Origin of the sequence: uncultured Bacteroides sp. (genome assembly GCF_910586915.1) — a bacterium.
In the GTDB taxonomy this organism is placed as follows: Bacteria; Bacteroidota; Bacteroidia; order Bacteroidales; family Bacteroidaceae; genus Bacteroides.
Window position 1 is genome coordinate 75,975 of the sequence record NZ_CAJULN010000010.1, and the last position, 19,717, is coordinate 95,691.

Consider the following 19,717-nt stretch of genomic DNA (forward strand, 5'->3'; position numbering starts at 1 on the left):
AAAACATTCCACTGCAAATATATACAGGAAATAGTCAAGACGGGACACAATAGGCGGAAAGTTGAAGTTATAACACAATTTTGCCATCTCTACTTTGCAAATCCTAAAAAAAGCCCTATATTTGCCATCCGAATAACAAAGAACAGAAATGGAAGCATTCTACCGCACACACGCCTACCTTGTCGAGCACACCAATGCCCCCGTCCGCCGCGACCTCATGGACGAGATAGACTGGAGCCATCGCCTGATTGGTATCAAAGGGACCCGTGGCGTAGGAAAAACCACATTCCTGCTCCAATATGCGAAAGAGAAATTCGGAACCGACCGTTCGTGCCTGTTCATCAACATGAACAATTTCTATTTCTCCGGACACAGCATTGTAGACTTTGCCAACGAGTTTCAGAAACGCGGAGGGAAAGTGCTACTCATCGACCAGGTATTCAAATACCCGGAATGGAGCAAGGAGTTGCGTATGTGTTACGACCGTTTCCCAAAGCTGAAAATCGTATTTACCGGCTCGTCCGTCATGCGGCTCAAGGAAGAAAACCTCGAACTGCACGATGTAGCGAAGAGCTACAACCTGCGTGGCTTCTCTTTCCGTGAGTTCCTCAACTTGCAGACAGGAATGAAATTCCGTTCCTACAGCCTCGAAGAGATTCTCAGCTCGCACGAACAGATAGCCAAAGGAGTGCTTTCCAAAGTCCGCCCGCTGGACTATTTCCAGGACTACCTGCATCATGGATTCTACCCGTTCTTCCTCGAGAAACGCAACTTCTCGGAAAACCTGCTGAAGACCATGAACATGATGGTGGAAGTAGACATACTGCTCATCAAGCAGATAGAACTGAAATACCTTTCAAAGATAAAAAAACTGCTCTACCTGCTCGCCGTAGACGGCCCGAAAGCCCCGAACGTGAGCCAGTTGGCAACCGACATACAGACATCACGCGCTACGGTGATGAACTACATCAAGTATCTGGCAGACGCACGTCTCATTAACTTAGTCTACCCCAACGGAGAGGAATTTCCGAAAAAACCGTCCAAGATAATGATGCACAACTCCAACCTGATGTACTCCATCTACCCCGTGAAAGTGGAAGAGCAGGATGTATTGGATACCTTCTTCGCCAACTCCCTGTGGAAAGACCACAAGATACACAAAGGTGACAAGAACGTGTCGTTCATGGTGGACGAGGTGATGCCGTTCAAAATCTGCCAGGAAGGAGCCAAGATAAAAAACAATCCCAGCGTGACATACGCGCTGCACAAGGCGGAAATAGGACGCGCCAACCAGATTCCACTCTGGATGTTCGGCTTTTTGTATTGAACAAGGATTTATTTACTTAAATATTTAAATTAGTTATGACTAAACAGAAGAAATTCATCACTTGTGATGGTAACCAGGCTGCCGCACATATCTCGTATATGTTCTCGGAAGTAGCAGCTATCTACCCCATCACCCCTTCTTCGACTATGGCTGAGTACGTAGACGAATGGGCTGCCGCAGGACGCAAAAACATCTTCGGCGAAACAGTATTGGTACAGGAAATGCAATCTGAAGGCGGTGCTGCCGGTGCAGTGCACGGTTCTCTGCAGGCAGGTGCGCTGACTACCACTTACACTGCTTCACAGGGTCTTCTCCTGATGATTCCCAATATGTACAAAATAGCCGGTGAATTCCTGCCGTGCGTATTCCATGTATCAGCCCGTACGCTGGCTTCTCACGCACTGTGTATCTTCGGCGACCACCAGGACGTAATGTCTGCACGCCAGACAGGTTTCGCTATGTTGGCAGAAGGTTCCGTACAGGAAGTTATGGATTTGGCCGGTGTGGCACACTTGGCTACCATCAAGTCACGCGTACCGTTTGTCAACTTCTTCGACGGTTTCCGTACTTCTCACGAAATCCAGAAGATTGAAATGTTGGAAAACGAAGACCTGGCTCCGCTGGTTGACCAGCAGGCGTTGGCCGAATTCCGCGCACGTGCACTTAACCCGATGAATCCGGTGGCACGCGGTATGGCCGAAAACCCCGACCACTTCTTCCAACATCGCGAATCATGCAATAACTACTACGAAGCAGTTCCGGCTATCGTGGAAGAATACATGAACGAAATTTCCAAAATCACAGGCCGCAAATACGGTTTGTTCGACTACTACGGAGCAGAAGATGCAGAACGCGTTATTATCGCAATGGGTTCCGTAACGGAAGCTGCGCGCGAAGCTATCGACTACTTGGTGGCAAACGGCGAAAAAGTAGGTTTGGTTGCCGTACACTTGTACCGTCCGTTCTCTGCCAAACATTTCCTGGCTGCCGTACCTAAGACTGCAAAGACCATCGCCGTACTCGACCGTACCAAAGAACCGGGTGCAAACGGTGAACCTTTGTACTTGGATGTCAAAGACTGTTTCTACGGTATGGAAAATGCTCCGGTTATCGTTGGCGGACGCTACGGTTTGGGCTCCAAAGATACGACTCCGGCACAAATCATCGCCGTATTCAAGAACTTGGCTATGCCGATGCCGAAGAATCACTTCACCATCGGTATCGTAGACGACGTTACCTTCACTTCACTTCCGCAGGAAGAAGAAATCGCTTTGGGCGGCGAAGGTATGTTCGAAGCCAAATTCTACGGTTTGGGTGCCGACGGTACGGTAGGCGCCAACAAGAACTCCGTGAAGATTATCGGTGACAATACTGACAAGCATTGTCAGGCTTACTTCTCTTACGACTCTAAGAAGTCGGGCGGTTTCACTTGCTCTCACCTGCGTTTCGGCGATAACCCGATTCGTTCTACTTATTTGGTAAATACGCCGAACTTCGTTGCTTGCCACGTTCAGGCTTACCTGCATATGTATGACGTGACACGCGGTCTGCGCAAGAACGGTTCTTTCTTGCTGAACACTATCTGGGAAGGCGAAGAACTCGCCAAGAACCTGCCTAACAAGGTTAAGAAATATTTTGCACAGAATAACATTTCCGTATATTATATCAACGCAACTCAGATTGCACAGGAAATCGGTTTGGGCAACCGTACCAACACGATCCTTCAATCTGCATTCTTCCGTATCACAGGCGTTATTCCTGTAGAACAAGCTGTTGAGCAGATGAAGAAATTCATCGTTAAGTCTTACGGCAAGAAGGGTGAAGACGTTGTCAACAAGAACTATGCTGCTGTTGACCGTGGTGGTGAATACAAGACTCTGACCGTAGACCCCGCATGGACTAACCTGCCGGACGATGCGAAGGCTGAAAACAACGACCCCGCATTCATCAACGAAGTGGTTCGTCCTATCAATGCACAGGACGGCGACTTGCTGCCGGTATCTGCTTTCAAGGGTATTGAAGACGGTACTTGGTATCAAGGCACGGCAAAATACGAAAAACGTGGTGTAGCTGCCTTCGTTCCTGAATGGAATCCGGAAAACTGTATCCAGTGTAACAAGTGTGCGTACGTTTGTCCTCACGCTGCTATCCGTCCGTTCGTGCTTGATGCAGAAGAACAGAAGGGTGCTCAGTTCACACAATTGAAAGCAGTAGGTAAAGCATTCGACGGCATGACTTTCCGTATGCAAGTAGACGTGCTTGACTGCTTGGGTTGCGGTAACTGTGCCGACATCTGTCCGGGTAATCCGAAGAAGGGTGGCAAGGCATTGACCATGAAACACCTCGAAAGCCAATTGGCTGAAGCTGCCAACTGGACTTACTGCGTAGACAACGTGAAGACTAAACAACATCTTGTTGACATCAAGGCTAACGTGAAGAACTCACAGTTCGCGACTCCATTGTTCGAGTTCTCCGGTGCTTGCTCAGGTTGTGGTGAAACTCCGTACGTGAAACTGATTTCTCAGTTGTTCGGTGACCGTGAAATGGTTGCTAACGCTACCGGATGTTCTTCTATCTACTCCGGCTCTGTTCCTTCTACTCCTTACACTAAGAACGAAAACGGTCATGGTCCTGCTTGGGCTAACTCACTGTTCGAGGACTTCTGTGAATTCGGTTTGGGTATGGAATTGGCTAACGAGAAGATGCGTGCCCGTATCGTGAAAGTGATGAACGAGGCTATTGCTGCCGAGTGTACTCCTGCTGAAGTGAAAGAATTGTTCACCGAATGGATGAACAATATGCTGGATGCAGAAAAGACTAAGGAATTGGCAGCTAAAATTATTCCGGTTGTTGAAGCTAACAAGGATAAATGTAACCACTGCAAACAAATCGCTGAACTGCAACAATATCTTGTTAAACGCAGCCAGTGGATTATCGGTGGTGACGGTGCTTCTTACGATATCGGTTACGGTGGCCTTGACCATGTAATCGCTTCCGGTAAGGACGTTAATATCCTTGTTCTGGATACTGAGGTTTACTCTAACACAGGTGGTCAGTCTTCTAAGGCTACTCCGGTAGGTGCTATCGCCAAGTTCGCTGCTGCCGGTAAGCGCGTACGTAAGAAAGACCTCGGTCTGATGGCTACTACTTACGGTTATGTATATGTTGCACAAATCGCTATGGGTGCCGACCATGCTCAAACGCTGAAAGCTATCCGCGAAGCAGAAGCATATCCGGGACCATCTTTGATTATCGCTTACGCTCCGTGTATCAACCACGGTCTGAAAGCCGGTATGGGTAAGAGCCAAGAAGAAGAAGAAAAGGCTGTAGCATGCGGTTACTGGCACTTGTGGCGTTACAACCCGGCTTTGGAAGCTGAAGGCAAGAATCCGTTCCAGTTGGATAGCAAAGAACCGAACTGGGCTGATTTCCAAGGTTTCTTGAAGGGTGAAGTTCGTTACGCTTCTGTAATGAAACAATATCCTGCTGAAGCTGAAGAGTTGTTCAAAGCTGCTGAAGAGAACGCTAAATGGCGTTACAACAGCTACAAACGTCTGGCTAAAGAAAACTGGGGTGCTGCCGAATAATCGGTTGCCACACTGTTGACAGATAAATAATCAAGTAGGAGGAAAACGAAGTTATTGTTTTCCTCCTACTTTTGTTTTTTTACCCACCAAATTACTGAATATCAAAAAAACAAAAGTATCTTTTCATTCATTTATCTTTTTTGCGTAACTTTGTCCTCGGATATGAGTTACCATATCCGGACATATTAGAAATATCAAGAAGCGTTATGCTTATCTTGTGAATTGAGAACCTGAGAAATTTTCATATTTAGCACAAGAGATTGGCATAGTGGTTCTCACGCTATAGCGTGAGCTGCTATTACCATATTCGTGCTATAGGTTTTCTCAGGACCTTCAATTCAGATGTGGGCATTGCAGTCTCACGCTTCGCTGTTTAATACATAAAGGTCTTGAGAGATTGGAAGACACCTTCTATTTATTATGAAAAAAATATTCTATTCAGATTCTTCCAGACTTATCCTCCGATTGCTCAGTCTCATGTTGTTTTTCTGCGCTGCCGGTCTGTCTGCGTGCGATGACGAAAACGAGGCCAATGAAGAAAAAGCCATATTCGAAAAACTGCAAGGCACATGGAAAAGTACCTACATCGTAATGCACGACAACTTTACCAGCATCAACGGAGAAACCTACAATGAATCAATCGATGAAGCCATCACAAGCAAGGGAAACGAATGGTATATCCGATGGAAATTTGACCGCAACCGGAAAGTTACCATACTGGAATCAGGCAGTTCCGATGATATCCAACTGCCAGCAACCTTTGGCTTTACATTAAGCGGAAATAGGATTAGCGGAATACCCTTTTCCGGAGACTTTACAAGCTATTCAACGATTACCGAAATCTCCGACACCCAATTCATCATCGAAATGGAAGACAAAGGAAGCGATAAAGACGGTAAATCGGACTATTATCATCGGATAACATTCGAAAAAGTGCAATGAGTATGAAGAAGTATTTAATTACGCTGTGCCTTATCACAAGCATGGCATTCTACGGCCATCTTCTTTATGCACAGAATATATCCTATCAAGACAGTGTACAACACAGGCTTGATTCGCTGGAAAACGTAGTGAAAGCATTATCCTCCAGCGTGCAAAAGACACAAAAGAAAGAAAAAGACCACTCCGTATGGAGCCGAAAGAAATTCACAGCCATAGGATATGCAACGCAAACACTTACGCCTGCGTATGGAAATGAGTTAAAAAGTGACTTTGGAGTAGCCCTCACCAGTGGACGTGCTGTCTATCTGCACAAAAAGCCGTTATTCGGTAAACTCAAGTTTGCATTTACTTGGGGCTCGGATATCAGCTATACCAAGTATAAGAACTACAAAGAAGAGTATAACTACGGTGCTACTGACGAAATGGAAATCCAAGACTACGGTTTACATCAATGTGACATTGGCATATTAGTGGGTCCCTCCATCACCTTCAATCCTGTGGGTCATCTGATGATATCCGGCTATTTTAGATTTGTCCCGTCCTATTCAATGCTAATACTCAACGATGACCTAAACAGCAACTACGCCTCATTCTTTACTTATGGCGGGGAAATTTCGTGGAAAGCCATTGGTATTGGAGTAGAAGGAAGACAAGGCAGTGCCAAATACAGCAGCCTAATGTCCGAAGGTGACGATATCAAAATGAAATATACCACTCATTCGCTACGAGCGTACATCAGCCTGCATTTCTAACCAATCCACTTTTTCATAAAACGGAATGCATATCATGCACAATCAAATTTCAGCCTGCCATTGCCGGAATACCCGTTCAATGGCGGGCTGAAGTTTTATCTTTTTCTCTTCAATAAATCCGTCGGACTCTCGCCAAACTGTTCCTTATAGCATTTGGCAAAATAAGAAGGGGAACTGAAACCGACCTCATAACCAATTTCAGCCACAGTCATATCCGATGAAGCAAGCAGAGACGCGGCTTTTTTTAAACGGGCAATACGGAGTAATTCATTGGGAGAATAATTAGTCAAGGATTTTATCTTCCTATAAAGCTGTACACGGCTCAAGCCCATTTCTTTGCCCAAATCTTCTACATTCAAACCGGAATCTCCCATCTTTGCGTCAATCAAGGCTTTGAACTTTTCTACAAAATCCTTGTCCATATCGCAGACATCTTCTTTGGCCAATGCCTGTCCGCCACCAAAGAATTGTTTCAGGCGACGATGCGAATCTATGAGGTTGCGGACACGCGCCAGCAACAATTGCGAACTGAAAGGCTTGGAAATGTAAGAGTCCGCACCACCATCATAACCTTGAATCTTCTGTTCATCCAAAGAACAGGCAGTCAAGAGGATAACGGGAATATGGCATGTTTGCAGTTCGCTTTTCAAACGGCGGCAACATTCAATACCATCAATGCCCGGCATCATAACATCGGAGATTATCAAGTTCGGGACATATTTCATAGCTTTGCGAATACCCTCCGAACCGTCTACGGCTTCAATCACGGTATAGTCCGTATGAAGCAGCCCATGAACATATGAACGAATATCCGCATTATCATCAATGATAAGCACGGAAGGTTTGGAAGAATCATAGTTCTTTTCCAGTTCCTCTTCTTCAACAGGTAAAGCGTCATTCAAAGGAGAAACTTCGGAAACAGAAGATGCCGGAGAGTCTTCTAATGAAGAGGTCTCATCAACACAAGTCCGTAACGGTAAATCGACGGTGAAGACAGTACCCTGCTTTTCATCACTTTCTACTGATATAGCTCCGCCATGCAGCTCGACGAAAGCCTTTACCAAAGCCAGTCCTATTCCCGAACCGGCATGATGCATGTCTATTTTATAAAAACGGTCAAAAATATTACGAATATGCTCGGCTGAAATAATCGAACCGGTGTTGGATACTGTAAAACGAATCCACCGGTTATCCTCTTTTGTCAAGGTAGACAAACGGACGGAAACCTTACCATTCTCTGGAGTAAACTTGAAGGCATTGGAGAGAAGATTAAAATAAATGCGTTCCAACTTCTCTACATCTGCCAAGGTATGGTAGTCCGTATCCGGCATATTGTCAAAAGAAAAATGAATATGCTTTTTGCGGGCTGCCGCCAGGAAAGATTCGTTCCAACCTTTGAAAGAGGAAAGAATATCAACCGGAACGGGGGTATATTCCATCTTCCCGTTTTCGTATTTACGGAAATCCAATATCTGATTGACCAAACGCAAGAGGATATTCACGTTTCGTTGCACCAACAGTAGCATCCGGTGTTGGTCGTCACTCAACGTCTTATCAGCCAACAGATGCTCCACAGGGTCGGCCACCAAAGTTAAGGGAGTTCGGAAATCATGAGAGATGTTCGTAAAGAAAACAAGTTTGGCGTGGGTGGCCTCTTCCAGCTGATGAGAAAGCTGTATTAACTGGTCACGCTGTTCTGCCAGTTTGTCGCGCTGTTGTTCCAATTGGTCGCGCTGCTCTTCCAACTTATCCCGTTGCTCTTCCAACTGCCTTTTCTGTTCGGAGAGCTCTCTATTCAAACGATTTTTAGAACGCAGCGAGTTGTAGACAACTACCAATAATCCTGCCACCAGCAAGAGAATAACCAAACCGCCATACATCACCACTTGTTGTGTAGCCACACGTGACAAATATCCATCGATACGTCCGTTCAGTGTTTCTATCTTTTCGTCCAGTTCCGAGATGTGAGCAGTCTGAAGTTGCATGACATGTGCGTTAGTCCGGTCTACTACCGCTGTATTCATTATGGTTTCACGCGGGTAAGGTTTTGCTTCGAGAATATTCATTGCCAGTTGCAGTACTTTATCACCGTTAGTCGGATAAATAAAGGTAGCGTTCAATACACTGTCAAGCACAAGCTCCAGTCCGTTTCCTTTGCCCGGCAAGGCATCGATACCGACAAATATCATTTCTTTCTCCCGCCCCGCCTTCCTGGCAGCCTGATAAGCTCCGGGAGCTATGCGGTCATTATGCGCATATACGGCATCAATCTTCGGATGGCGACGGAGTATGCTATCCATTGCCACTTCCGCCGGTTCGCGCTCCCAGGCTGCATCCGCTTTATCAATCAGCTTTATATCAGGAAAGTTACTGATAGCCGCCATAAATCCCTGATGACGTTCCATTGCAGGAGTCGATCCACTCAGTCCGGTAAGCTCCACCACATTTCCTTTTCCTTTCAGAGTGGATGCCATGTAATTTCCTACTGCGCGGCCTATTTCATAATTATCAGCACTGATATATGCAGTATATTTATCAGAAAGAATCTTCCGGTCGACCAAGATAACAGGGATTCCCTTTTGGTAAGCCTCTTCCACAATCGGAGTCATCGGGGCCGCTTCATTGGCAGAGATAATCAGCAAATCGACACCTTTATCTATGAAATAACGGACATCTTCCGCCTGCTGACGGTTATCATCGCCCGCCGACCGTATCTCCACCGACACTCCGTCATAAAACATGGCTTCACGGAGAATCTCATCATTCATCTTATGCCGCCAGGAATCATCACTACACTGAGCCACCCCAATACGGAAACGGAGGACATCCTGCCGACAGGCAAACATCCCGAGAAGACAAAACAATATCACTATCCACTTCGTGTATTTCATCGGTTTAATCGTTTTAAATACTTTCATCGTTTTCATAGTACTTAGCAGATTGATTCAGAACAAAAATAAAAATAAATCTGCAAGTTCGCTAACTATCCCCCGATTTTTCTACAAATTACTCTCTCTAAAGAAGATAAGATAACTATAAATATTCACCGGGAAATTATTAACGAAAGTATAAGAGGTAAACAAAACACTTAATCAATGTTATAAAACATCTCTTTTTATTTGGATTGTTTGCTGATTTCACAGAAGTCCGTATCTTTGCACTGTGTTTTTCATAGTATTAGATTTAAGGTTAACAAAGGTTGGAGCAAGGCGTTGCTCCTTTTTTTATGTCTATACGTCTCCTAAATATAAATCTAATGTTGAACCAATAGAAAAGAAGTTTTTTCTATTAATAAACCAAGACTCATCTATTAATGCTTTACTCCCCCCAAAAAATATATGGGTCTTGTTCCAATCTCTACAAGATATGAATCGGAACGGGTTCTCACGAGAACCGTAATAAAGTCAGAAAAAAGAAACCTCTCAAAGTATGTCATTTTAACTTTGAGAGGTTATACGTCGATAACAGATAATCATTCCATCTATTACCGATATATATTAAATAGGATTATAACAATCTGTCTTTCAACACCTGCGGAAGTTCCGGCATCGCCCCGCTCTGCGTGCAGACATAAGCAGAAACTTCCACCGCCAGCTTATGAGCTTCGGGAACCGGCTTGCCATTCAATATGGAAGCACAGAAAGCTGCCGTGAAAGAATCGCCCGCTCCTACCGTATCGGCTACGGGAACTCTCGGCGTTTCCTGGAAAGAGACAACGCCCGGAGTAAATACATAGCTGCCATTGATGCCGCAAGTCAGAATCAACATTTTCAGATTGTACTTGGCCAACAGAATCCAGCACTTGTCCTGCAAGTCGATGCCCGGATAACCGAACATACGGCTGATGGTCACCAACTCTTCGTCGTTTATCTTCAAGACATTGCAGCGTTGGAAGGAATCGCGCAACACTTCTTTGGTGTAGAAGTCCTGACGGAGATTGATGTCGAATATCTTTAATTGTCCGTCTATATCGGGCATGGTGTCCAAGAAGCGGTTGATAGTGGCGCGACTTGCTTCATTGCGCTGCGCCAACGAACCGAAGCAAACGGCACGTGTGTTCAACGCCAGACGTTTCAGTTCGTCCGTGAAAGGAATGTTATCCCAGGCAACCCCCTCCTTGATTTCATAACAAGGTACACCTTCGGCGTCCAGTGTCACTTGCACCGTACCGGTAGGATAATCTACCCGTTCAATCTGAGTATTCAGTTTCTTGTCTTTAAAGACCGATATAATCTCATCCCCCAGTTCGTCATTGCCTACCGCACTGACTACACGGCTGTCAAAGCCAAATTGCGAAACATGATAAGCGAAGTTTGCCGGAGCACCGCCTATTTTCTTTCCTTCGGGCAGCACATCCCATAGTGCTTCACCCATTCCTACTATCGTATTATTCATGATAAACAGAGTTTAATTGATTCCCAAATATAAAATTATTTTCTGATACGGAGCGTATAGAACAGCAGATAAAGCACACCGATTGTCATTACTGCAATAGCGCCGTTCTGTCCCAGTGAAGTGTCCGAAGCCACTCCCATCGCCAACGGAAATACCGTTCCACCGAAAAGCCCCATAATCATCAGACCGGAGACTTCGTTTTTCTTACCCGGCAGATAAAGCAACGCTTGCGAGAAGATGACGGAGAATACGTTAGAGTTACCGAAACCAATCAGGGCGATGCAAGCATAGATAACCGCTTTCTCGTGGAAGATGAACAAACCAATCATGGCAACCAACATCATTACTACACTGATAGCAAAGAAAGATTTCGGAGACATCTTGCGCAGAATGAAAGAACCCAGGAAGCAACCCGCCGTACGGAAGATAAAATAGAGACTTGTCGCGAAAGCGGCATCATCCAGTCCCATTCCGATGCGTTCCATCAGAATCTTCGGAGCGGTAGTGTTCGTACCTACGTCGATACCGACATGACACATGATACCGATGAAGCAAAGCAGGATGAACGGTTTGCCGAGCAAAGCGAGACATTGTCCGAAAGTAGACGGTCTGCCTTCTTCTTTTTCTTCTTTAATCTGTGTGACATTGAGCAACAGAACAGCAATAACGGCTACAATCATGTAAATCGGGAACAGGATGCGCCAGCCCAAATCGAAAGTCGGGATGGCTTGTGTAGCTCCCCACATGGCAATATAAGGAGCAAGGAAAGAAGCGATGGCTTTTACAAACTGACCGAAAGTCAGGCTACTTGCCAGGCGGTCACCCCTCACGATGTTGGAGAGCAAGGGATTCAGAGAGGTCTGCATCAATGCGTTTCCGATACCCAAGAGGGAGAAAGAAATCAGCATCAGCATATAACTGTCACCGAAAACCGGCAATAACAAAGAAGCAAAAGTGACAATCAGACTGAGCAATACAGTCTTCTTCTGACCGATACGGCTCATCAGCATCCCTGTCGGTACGGAGAAAATCAGGAACCAGAAGAAGACAAGTGAGGGAAAAATGTTTGCTTGTGAGTCCGACAGACCAAGATCTGCCTTTACATAATTGGAAGCAATGCCTACCAAGTCAACGAACCCCATGGCGAAAAAGCATAGCATCACCGGGATAAGTTTGGAGAGAGAAGAGTTTTTACTGTTTTCCATTGTTATATCTGTTACTTAAATTTCGCATACCTGTTTATCCGTATGCTACAAAGTGAATCTGTTATTGTATAATTTCTGTATCTTTAGGGCTTAATTTGTCTGCCCTTACGGGAGTAAACCTGTTTGCCCCTTATCCGATTCTTGCTTCACACCGCTATAATAGGATGAAAGCTACGATATTGTTGGTTTGTCACGGCCGTGACAAATTCTCTTCATGGCTGTGGTAGCTTCTCTTCATGTCCGTGAGAAGAATCTACCACGGCCGTGGCAAGCTGACCATACCGTAAGCTTGGCAGAAGTATACCGTTACCTTAAGTGTAGGAACCCGTAAGGGTAGATATACTCTGCCGTAAGGAACCGGGAAAAGAGCCTACAGGTTACATAGAAGAGTCCTATGGCTTCAACCGGTAAACCACAAACGAATCTACCTTATAGGATCCGCCCTTGCTGTAAAAGCCGATATGGCAGTAAGGCTCCGATGGGAATACCTGATTGGTCATTGCGAAACGTCCACCGTCACCGAATGCTTCTACACTTGATTTATCTACAAACAGGCGAAGTTTCAGTTCATTCCTTCCGCTTTCGATAGCCGTCCACGTCAGCGTCGGGAAATTTTCGTTGAAGCTGACATCTCCGCTTTTACGGCGGTCCATAGAGAATTTGTTCTCTTTCATGTCATATTGCATGTCCACTTCCTCGCCCTTATCATTGTAGAGACGGAAGCCGATAATGTCTGCATGTTGGTTCTTGATGGTCAGTTCTATTTCGTAAGCACCTTCGTTACCCGGAATCATTTCTTTGACCGTGCGTGTTCCACTTACTTTGAACGAACGTTTCTTCGAAATGTCGCGCAGTTTCAGCAGTTCGGGAGAAGGGGCGGATTTGAGATAAATCTCACCGTCTGCGGCAAACAGGCTCAAATCGCGGGGAACGGAGTTCGGACTACGGTATTGGGAGGTAGGAACATCATTTGCATATTGCCAGTTGCTCATCCATGCGATGGCGATACGGCGGTTGTCGGGGGCATCACTCCAAGTAACAGTAGCGTAATGGTCTTTTCCCCAGTCCATCCATTTGGTTTTGGAGGGTGATTCGTTTACAAACTCTTTTCCGTTGAAGGAGCCTACAAAATATTGAGTAGCACTTCCTCCGAAAGGACCTCCTGGATTCAAATTACAAAGCAACACCCATTTCTTATCATTGGTACCTTCTACTGGAAGTTCAAACAAATCGGGACATTCCCACACGCCGCCATGTGCACCTTGTCCTTCACCGAAACGACTTTCAAAGGTCCAATCTTTCAGATTAGGAGAAGAGAAAATCTGCATTTCCTGCCCTACTGCCAATACCATAATCCACCGATGGGTTTCTGCATGCCAAAACACTTTCGGGTCGCGGAAGTCACAGACCTCAGACACCAGAACGGGATTGTTTTCGTATTTAGTAAAAGAACGTCCGTTGTCGGTGCTGTAAGCTATACTTTGCACTTGCCGGTCACTGCTTTGAGTGTAGATAGCAACAATAGCACCTGCACCAAATCCTGCTGTATTATCGTAATCCACCACAGCCGAGCCACTGAAAATTGTTCCTAATGCATCAGGAGCTATAGCAACAGGAAGATGTTTCCAGTTTACGAGGTCTTTGGTGATGGCATGTCCCCAGCTTAGATTTCCCCATTGAGAACCATAAGGGTTGTATTGATAAAACAGATGATATTCACCGTCTTTATATACCATTCCGTTCGGGTCGTTCATCCAACCATAAAGGGGCGAAAAATGATAAGTGGGACGGTACTTTTCCCGATTAGCTGTATCAAACGTATCGGATAATCTCATTTCCTTGCAGCAAACCGTATTTTCAGGAGAAAAGTTTGTATGAAGAGGATCATTCGTTTGTAGTTTAAATTTGCAGGAAATCGTCCGGCCTGAATAACTGGAAATGTCTACAGGAACAAAGTAATCCACTTTATGCATCGCCAGCCGTACATCCAGCCATTTCACCTCTTCATTATTTATAATCATACTGATACGTACATCGGGGGCAGTTTCTTCTACCGGTAGAAGAAGATACTTCTGATTGGTATTAATACGTACCATGTAATGTCCTTCTCCAAGATTCTTTATCAATAAAGGAGAATCTGCTGCGCGGAGCGAAAAAGAAAAAGTTATAAGTAAAAAATAAATCAGAACAGCCTGAAATTGCTTAGATAAAAGAAATACATTCATGTTTCAATGGTATTAAAATATGATTAAAGTATGATTGATGTAGGCAAAGGTAGGCGCTTCGGGATGAAACGCCTATCAAATTTGTTTCAAACGCTGTAAAAAATGTTACTTCCGCATGATTCGAGCCTATTCATAATTCTTATTCTGGGTATATAATCCTGGAATATAGTACAGTTGGTTATAAGGTATCGGGAAGAACTCATTTTTTCCCGCTTCATAATGAGCATCCTTATAATATTGGGCATAGGTCTGTCCGTCATATACACTGTTTTGTTCGCTTGCAAAGTAAGCATTCAGCGTTTTAGAAGCAATCCCCCAACGACGCAAATCAAAATAACGTCCGTTTTCCATCGCCATTTCCAAGCGACGCTCCCAACGCAGACACTTACGCGCAGTTTCCTTGTCTTGGAAGTAAGACTCCGGATAAAGCTCAATCTCACACTGTTCTTTTGCATAAGAAATGTGTTTTTCAATCGAATTGGCTGCACGCTGACGAATATCATTGATAATGACACGGGCTTTGTCCAGTTCGTCCAATTCAATCAATGCCTCAGCACGCATCAGCATCACATCCGTATAACGGAATACATAATCGTTCATTGCGAACGCCTGCCATGATCCGTTGTAAGTCTCTCCTTTCGAACGTTGGGGCACTTCTTTCAAGGAAGTATAATAGCCATACGTATTCGGCGTACGGGAGTTGTCTTTTGTCATCACATGTTCTGCTTCATATTTATATGGATAGGTAGGCATGCCGACTGTATGAAAGAGTCTGGGGTCCCATTTCTGTTCGTTCACTTCTCCGTTGACCGGATAGCTGATTTGATGATTATAGTCATCAAACATCGGCAGACCATTCTCTGTCTTGAATGCATTCACCAGATTCTGCGAAGGCTTATGAAAGTCCCATCCGCAAGTCCATATTCCCCAACACCCATTCAACATATTCGACCAGTTGGCACGTCCGAAACTTGTGTTATCATCCTTATAGTCGGAACATTGTACGGCAAAGACCGATTCCTTGCTGTTCTTGTAATCCGGCAAAAAGATGTCGCCGAAATCTTCCAGATAATCATACTTGGAATCTTCAACGTCTTTCGTATATGTTACCACCTTGCTCATATATTCTTTATTTATATGAGATACGCCGGTAGTCGCTTCATAACCGTCTCCCCATGCCAAGTTCAAATAACACTTTGCCAGGTAAGCCGCAGCGGCAATCTTATTTACCCGTCCGCCATTAGCCTGTTCGTCCGGCAGCACATTATAGGCAGTTTCAAAATCAGCTATTATTTTACCAAAGAGTTCCTGATACGTAAACTGGTCATTTCTTATCTGCTCAATGGTATTGTTTGAATACGCCACTTCATCAATCCAAGGAACTTGGCGAAACACGGTCAACAATTTATAATAGAAGTGCGCGCGTAAGAATTTAACTTCCGCAATGCGCTGCTTACATAAATCCTCACCAAGTTTGTTCACTCCGTTTCTGTCCAAAGACACTAACGCACGATTGCAACGGGAAACGGCACAATAGAGACGATACCAAAGCTCGTCCATCTCACCCGGAGTAGTAGCCGTCAACGTAGACCAAATCTCAAAAGGATGATAGCCGGTGTCGGTCGTCCCGGAACCACCTTTCAAACAGTCGTCAGATGTTATATCACCATAAGGAAACAGATTGAACGGATAGGAAAACCAGCAGTCGCCCAACATAGCATAAGCGGCATTCACCATCTTCTCCGGTTCGGAGAACGCTTTATCTTCATCAATCACTGCTGTGGGATTATAGTCGAGAAAGTCATTACAGTTTGTAAAGGATACACCCATCAAACAGGCAAGTGCAAATGTATATATTTTCTTTTTCATTGTTTTTCTTCTTTTAGTATGTTAGAAACTAAGTTGCAGACCGAATGACACAGAGGTGGCCAGCGGATAAGCCCAATCCGGATTTTCAGGGTCGGCACAAGTCAGACCTTTACTTTTGACTGTTAGCAAGTTCTGTCCCGACAGATATATACGTGCATTGCTCATTTTGAATTTAGACAAGAATGAGGCAGGCAAATTATATCCCAGTTGCAAATTGCGCAACTTCAAATAGGAACCGTTTTCTACAAAATAGGTTGAAGCGCGACCTTCATCGGCAGTATTGTTAGTGGTCAGTGCGGGAATAGTGGAACCGGTGTTTGCGGTAGTCCACGCACCCAACAAACGGTTTCCTTTGTTTGAGCCCGCATCTGTAATACTCCAGAAGTCAGTCTGAAACTTTTGGTTGTTATACACGTCCTTATCATATACCCCTTGCCAAAACATGCTGAAATCAAATCCTTTATAATTCAATGCGATATTCAGACCATAAGAAAATGCCGGAACAGGATTGTAAATCCAAGTTTGGTCATCGGCTGTAATACCATTCTTACCATCCAAATCTGCATATTTCAGTCCACCTACACGTGCGTTCGGTTGACCGGAAGCATCCACTTCGGCCTGATGTTGGAATATACCCTCTACCACATAGCCTACAATAGAGCCGTATGGTTGACCGGACTGAACCAGATTCTCCGTTGTTGTGTGTGCATAAGACCCTGTGGAGGTTGCAGGAAGGTAAGTTACTTTATTGCGGAAAAAATCTAAGTTTCCGTTTACATCAATTCCAAGCCCGCAAGCCAGAGTCTTGCGATAACCCAAAGCAACCTCCATTCCCCAGTTGCGCAATGAAGGACCATTGGCCCAAGATGCCCCACCTTCTCCCAGTGCGCCCAAGTAAGAGGGATTAATCAACATATTGTCCACATCTTTCACATATCCATCTATTGAACCGTATAAACAGCCTTTGAGAAGTGTGAAGTCTGTACCGATATTGAACTGTTCGGCCGATTCCCATTTCAAATTAGGATTCGCAAGTTGAGTGGCACGATAACCGGAAGGGAACGTTCCCGAATATTGCAACAGTAAGTCGTAAGCGGTAGAAGTAACACGGTCTAATCCATAATCGGCTACATAAAGTCCAAACTGGGCATTATTGTCTATTGCCTGATTACCGGTCTGTCCCCATGAAAAGCGAAGTTTCCAGTCGTCCATCCAATCTTTCCGCAACAGTTTAGACAAACGCAATCCGAGAGTCGCTGCCGGGAAAGTACCCCAACGATTATCTTTACCGAATCTGGAAGAACCGTCTCTGCGAATGGTGAAAGACGCCAAAACGAAATCGTCGAAATTATAGTCTATCTTTCCAAAGAAAGAAGCCAACCGGAACCCTACCTTTGCGCCAGCGTTTCTCATTGTACCAGTTGCCGCATTGGGCCACATATAGTCTTTATCTTCCAAAGCGTACTCTTCGGAATAAGCAGAAAAATCAATCACGGATTGCTTGGTCATTTCGGTACCTGCCAATACGGTAATATCATGTTTATCGGCCAATCGGAAATTATAGTTGGCAGTATTCGACCATGTCCAGTTTGTTTCATTATTGTGAGAAAGCGTTGTTTTCGCTATGTCATTATTCACAATATCAGAATGAAAAGTGTTTGTCATCGCATTGATGAATGAAGAATAATGGTCGATACCGAAGTTTGAACGAAGCACCAGTCCTTTGAGCGGTTTCAACTCTACATAGCCGTTACCAAACAGGCGCCAGTAGTCCAGATGGTTGTCACGATTATTATATGATTCGCGCAACGGGTTCTGACGGTCGCTCATTCCACCTACAGGACCGGCAAACGTCACACCATCTTCCTCATAAACCGGAACAGTAGGAGCCATCTTCAACGCATTCTCCATCGGAGCGCAATCTACCTGGCTGGTATATGTCACAGTGAAGTTCTCACCTATGGTGATATATTTGTTCACATTATAGGAGGAATTCATACGAGCGGATATATTCTCAAAATCAGTGTATTTCAAGATACCATTATTCTTCTTATACCCCAAAGAAAACATGGTGGAATGTTTGTCATTAGCGTGTGAAAGAGACAAATCATAATTTTGCAAGAACCCGGTACGCGATATTTCGTTCAGCCAATCGGTATCCGAATATTTCATTGTTTTCTTTTGATTGATGTAACCATCGTATAAGCCGTTTACCGTATAATTTACATAACTTCCCGTTGCCGGATTCCAAACCGTAATGGGCGTGCCGCTTGCGGCTTTCAGGTTCAATCCATAATTTCCGGCATAAGCAACCGGGTCTAATCCGTCATTCAAAGCAGCCTGAGCCATAGCTGTTGCGTATTCCGAAGTGTTCGAAAGCTTCATCAACGATTGGGAAGTGTAAAACTGCGCAGCCAGATTTGCCGAGAAGTCGACCTGCATTTTATCGGCTTTCTTTCCTTTCTTCGTTGTAATGATAATAACACCGTTCGATGCACGCGAACCGTAAATAGAAGCGGATGCCGCATCCTTCAGCACTTGCATACTTTCGATATCATTGGTATTAAGAGAGTTTAAAGCACGAGTAGTAGGCACTCCGTCAACCACATACAAGGGATCTTGTGATGAATTGAAAGAACCGATACCGCGAATGCGAATGGTTCCTGTACTACTGGGCGAACCGTTTGTAGTAATTGTCATACCCGGTACTTTACCTTGCAGACTTTTCATCGGATCGGCATCAGTCGAAGTTTTTAAAGATTTGGTCGAGACAACGGCAACCGATCCTGTCAAGTCTGCCTTCTTTTGGGTAGAATAGCCTGTCACTACCACTTCCTCCAACATTTCGGAGTCTTCCTCCAAAATAACGTTTAATAAAGCTTTCGCCTCCACTTTGACTGATTTAAAACCTACATAAGAAATGGTAAGTAATGAACCTTGCTTTACTGTCAACGTAAAGTTACCATCAAAGTCGGTAATAGTACCGTTGGCCGAAGCGGTTGATTCAATGACGGAAGCACCGATAATCGGCAACCCATCTGTTTTGGAAGTTACGTTTCCTTTTACCACTATGTTCTGTCCGCTAAGGACTGACAAGAACATAAACAGGAAACAAACGCTGCAAAGAAGTTTTTTGTTCTTCATAATACTGAGCATTAGTTTAATGTTATTAATTTTAAAGTACGAATTTTCTTTTTATCGATGGTGCAAATTTCGGTTGATTTATATCAAACAGCTAAAAAAAATGTTTCAAAGGCTATAATATTTGTTGCATAGAACGCTATTTTATAGGGTTTTATACATTATTATCCGAGATAGAAGAATTATAGAGTATCTATTCTGCAGTAAGTATGGAAAATATTACCTTTCCTCTAAAAAGAAAAATCTCCCGCTCTTATATTCGCATGTAACTTAC

At 44.5% G+C, this 19,717-nt stretch carries 10 protein-coding genes; 4 read left to right on the plus strand and 6 right to left on the minus strand.

Annotation, left to right across the window (positions count from 1 at the left end; genetic code table 11):
- Positions 1 to 148 precede the first annotated feature (148 nt).
- The 4 genes from QZ331_RS06055 to QZ331_RS06070 all read left to right on the plus strand — a co-directional run bounded on the left by QZ331_RS06055 (position 149) and on the right by QZ331_RS06070 (position 6,608).
- Positions 149 to 1,327 carry an AAA family ATPase gene (locus QZ331_RS06055; RefSeq protein ID WP_294628945.1) on the plus strand — a complete coding sequence of 393 codons (1,179 nt, stop codon included), beginning with the start codon at positions 149 to 151 and terminating at the stop codon, positions 1,325 to 1,327.
- Positions 1,328 to 1,362: 35 nt separating this feature from the next.
- Positions 1,363 to 4,914 (plus strand): pyruvate:ferredoxin (flavodoxin) oxidoreductase, encoded by a 3,552-nt coding sequence (gene nifJ, locus QZ331_RS06060; protein WP_294628947.1) that lies wholly within the window; start codon positions 1,363 to 1,365, stop codon positions 4,912 to 4,914.
- 420 nt (positions 4,915 to 5,334) lie between these two features.
- Positions 5,335 to 5,856, plus strand: coding sequence for a hypothetical protein (locus QZ331_RS06065; RefSeq protein ID WP_294628948.1), 522 nt, complete (start codon positions 5,335 to 5,337; stop codon positions 5,854 to 5,856).
- A gap of 2 nt (positions 5,857 to 5,858) precedes the next feature.
- Positions 5,859 to 6,608, plus strand: a complete 750-nt coding sequence (locus QZ331_RS06070) for a hypothetical protein (protein ID WP_294628950.1) — start codon at positions 5,859 to 5,861, stop codon at positions 6,606 to 6,608.
- 95 nt (positions 6,609 to 6,703) lie between these two features.
- Here the strand turns inward: QZ331_RS06070 and QZ331_RS06075 are convergent, their stop codons facing one another.
- The 6 genes from QZ331_RS06075 to QZ331_RS06100 form a co-directional block, all read right to left on the minus strand.
- Positions 6,704 to 9,499 carry a substrate-binding domain-containing protein gene (locus tag QZ331_RS06075; RefSeq protein ID WP_294628961.1) on the minus strand — a complete coding sequence of 932 codons (2,796 nt, stop codon included), beginning with the start codon at positions 9,497 to 9,499 and terminating at the stop codon, positions 6,704 to 6,706.
- A 616-nt stretch (positions 9,500 to 10,115) separates the two neighbouring features.
- The gene (locus tag QZ331_RS06080) at positions 10,116 to 11,003 is read right to left on the minus strand and encodes a carbohydrate kinase (RefSeq protein ID WP_024986711.1); all 888 of its coding nucleotides are present in this window, start codon (positions 11,001 to 11,003) and stop codon (positions 10,116 to 10,118) included.
- Between the two features lie 35 nt (positions 11,004 to 11,038).
- Entirely contained in the window at positions 11,039 to 12,208 is a 1,170-nt protein-coding gene (locus tag QZ331_RS06085) for an MFS transporter (protein WP_024986710.1), read from the minus strand.
- Between the two features lie 392 nt (positions 12,209 to 12,600).
- Positions 12,601 to 14,433 (minus strand): GH32 C-terminal domain-containing protein, encoded by a 1,833-nt coding sequence (locus QZ331_RS06090; protein WP_121767298.1) that lies wholly within the window; start codon positions 14,431 to 14,433, stop codon positions 12,601 to 12,603.
- Positions 14,434 to 14,559: 126 nt separating this feature from the next.
- Positions 14,560 to 16,302, minus strand: a complete 1,743-nt coding sequence (locus QZ331_RS06095) for a RagB/SusD family nutrient uptake outer membrane protein (protein WP_294628955.1) — start codon at positions 16,300 to 16,302, stop codon at positions 14,560 to 14,562.
- A 21-nt stretch (positions 16,303 to 16,323) separates the two neighbouring features.
- On the minus strand, positions 16,324 to 19,446 hold the full coding sequence (locus tag QZ331_RS06100) for a TonB-dependent receptor (protein ID WP_294628957.1): 3,123 nt from the start codon (positions 19,444 to 19,446) through the stop codon (positions 16,324 to 16,326).
- Positions 19,447 to 19,717: the final 271 nt, after the last annotated feature.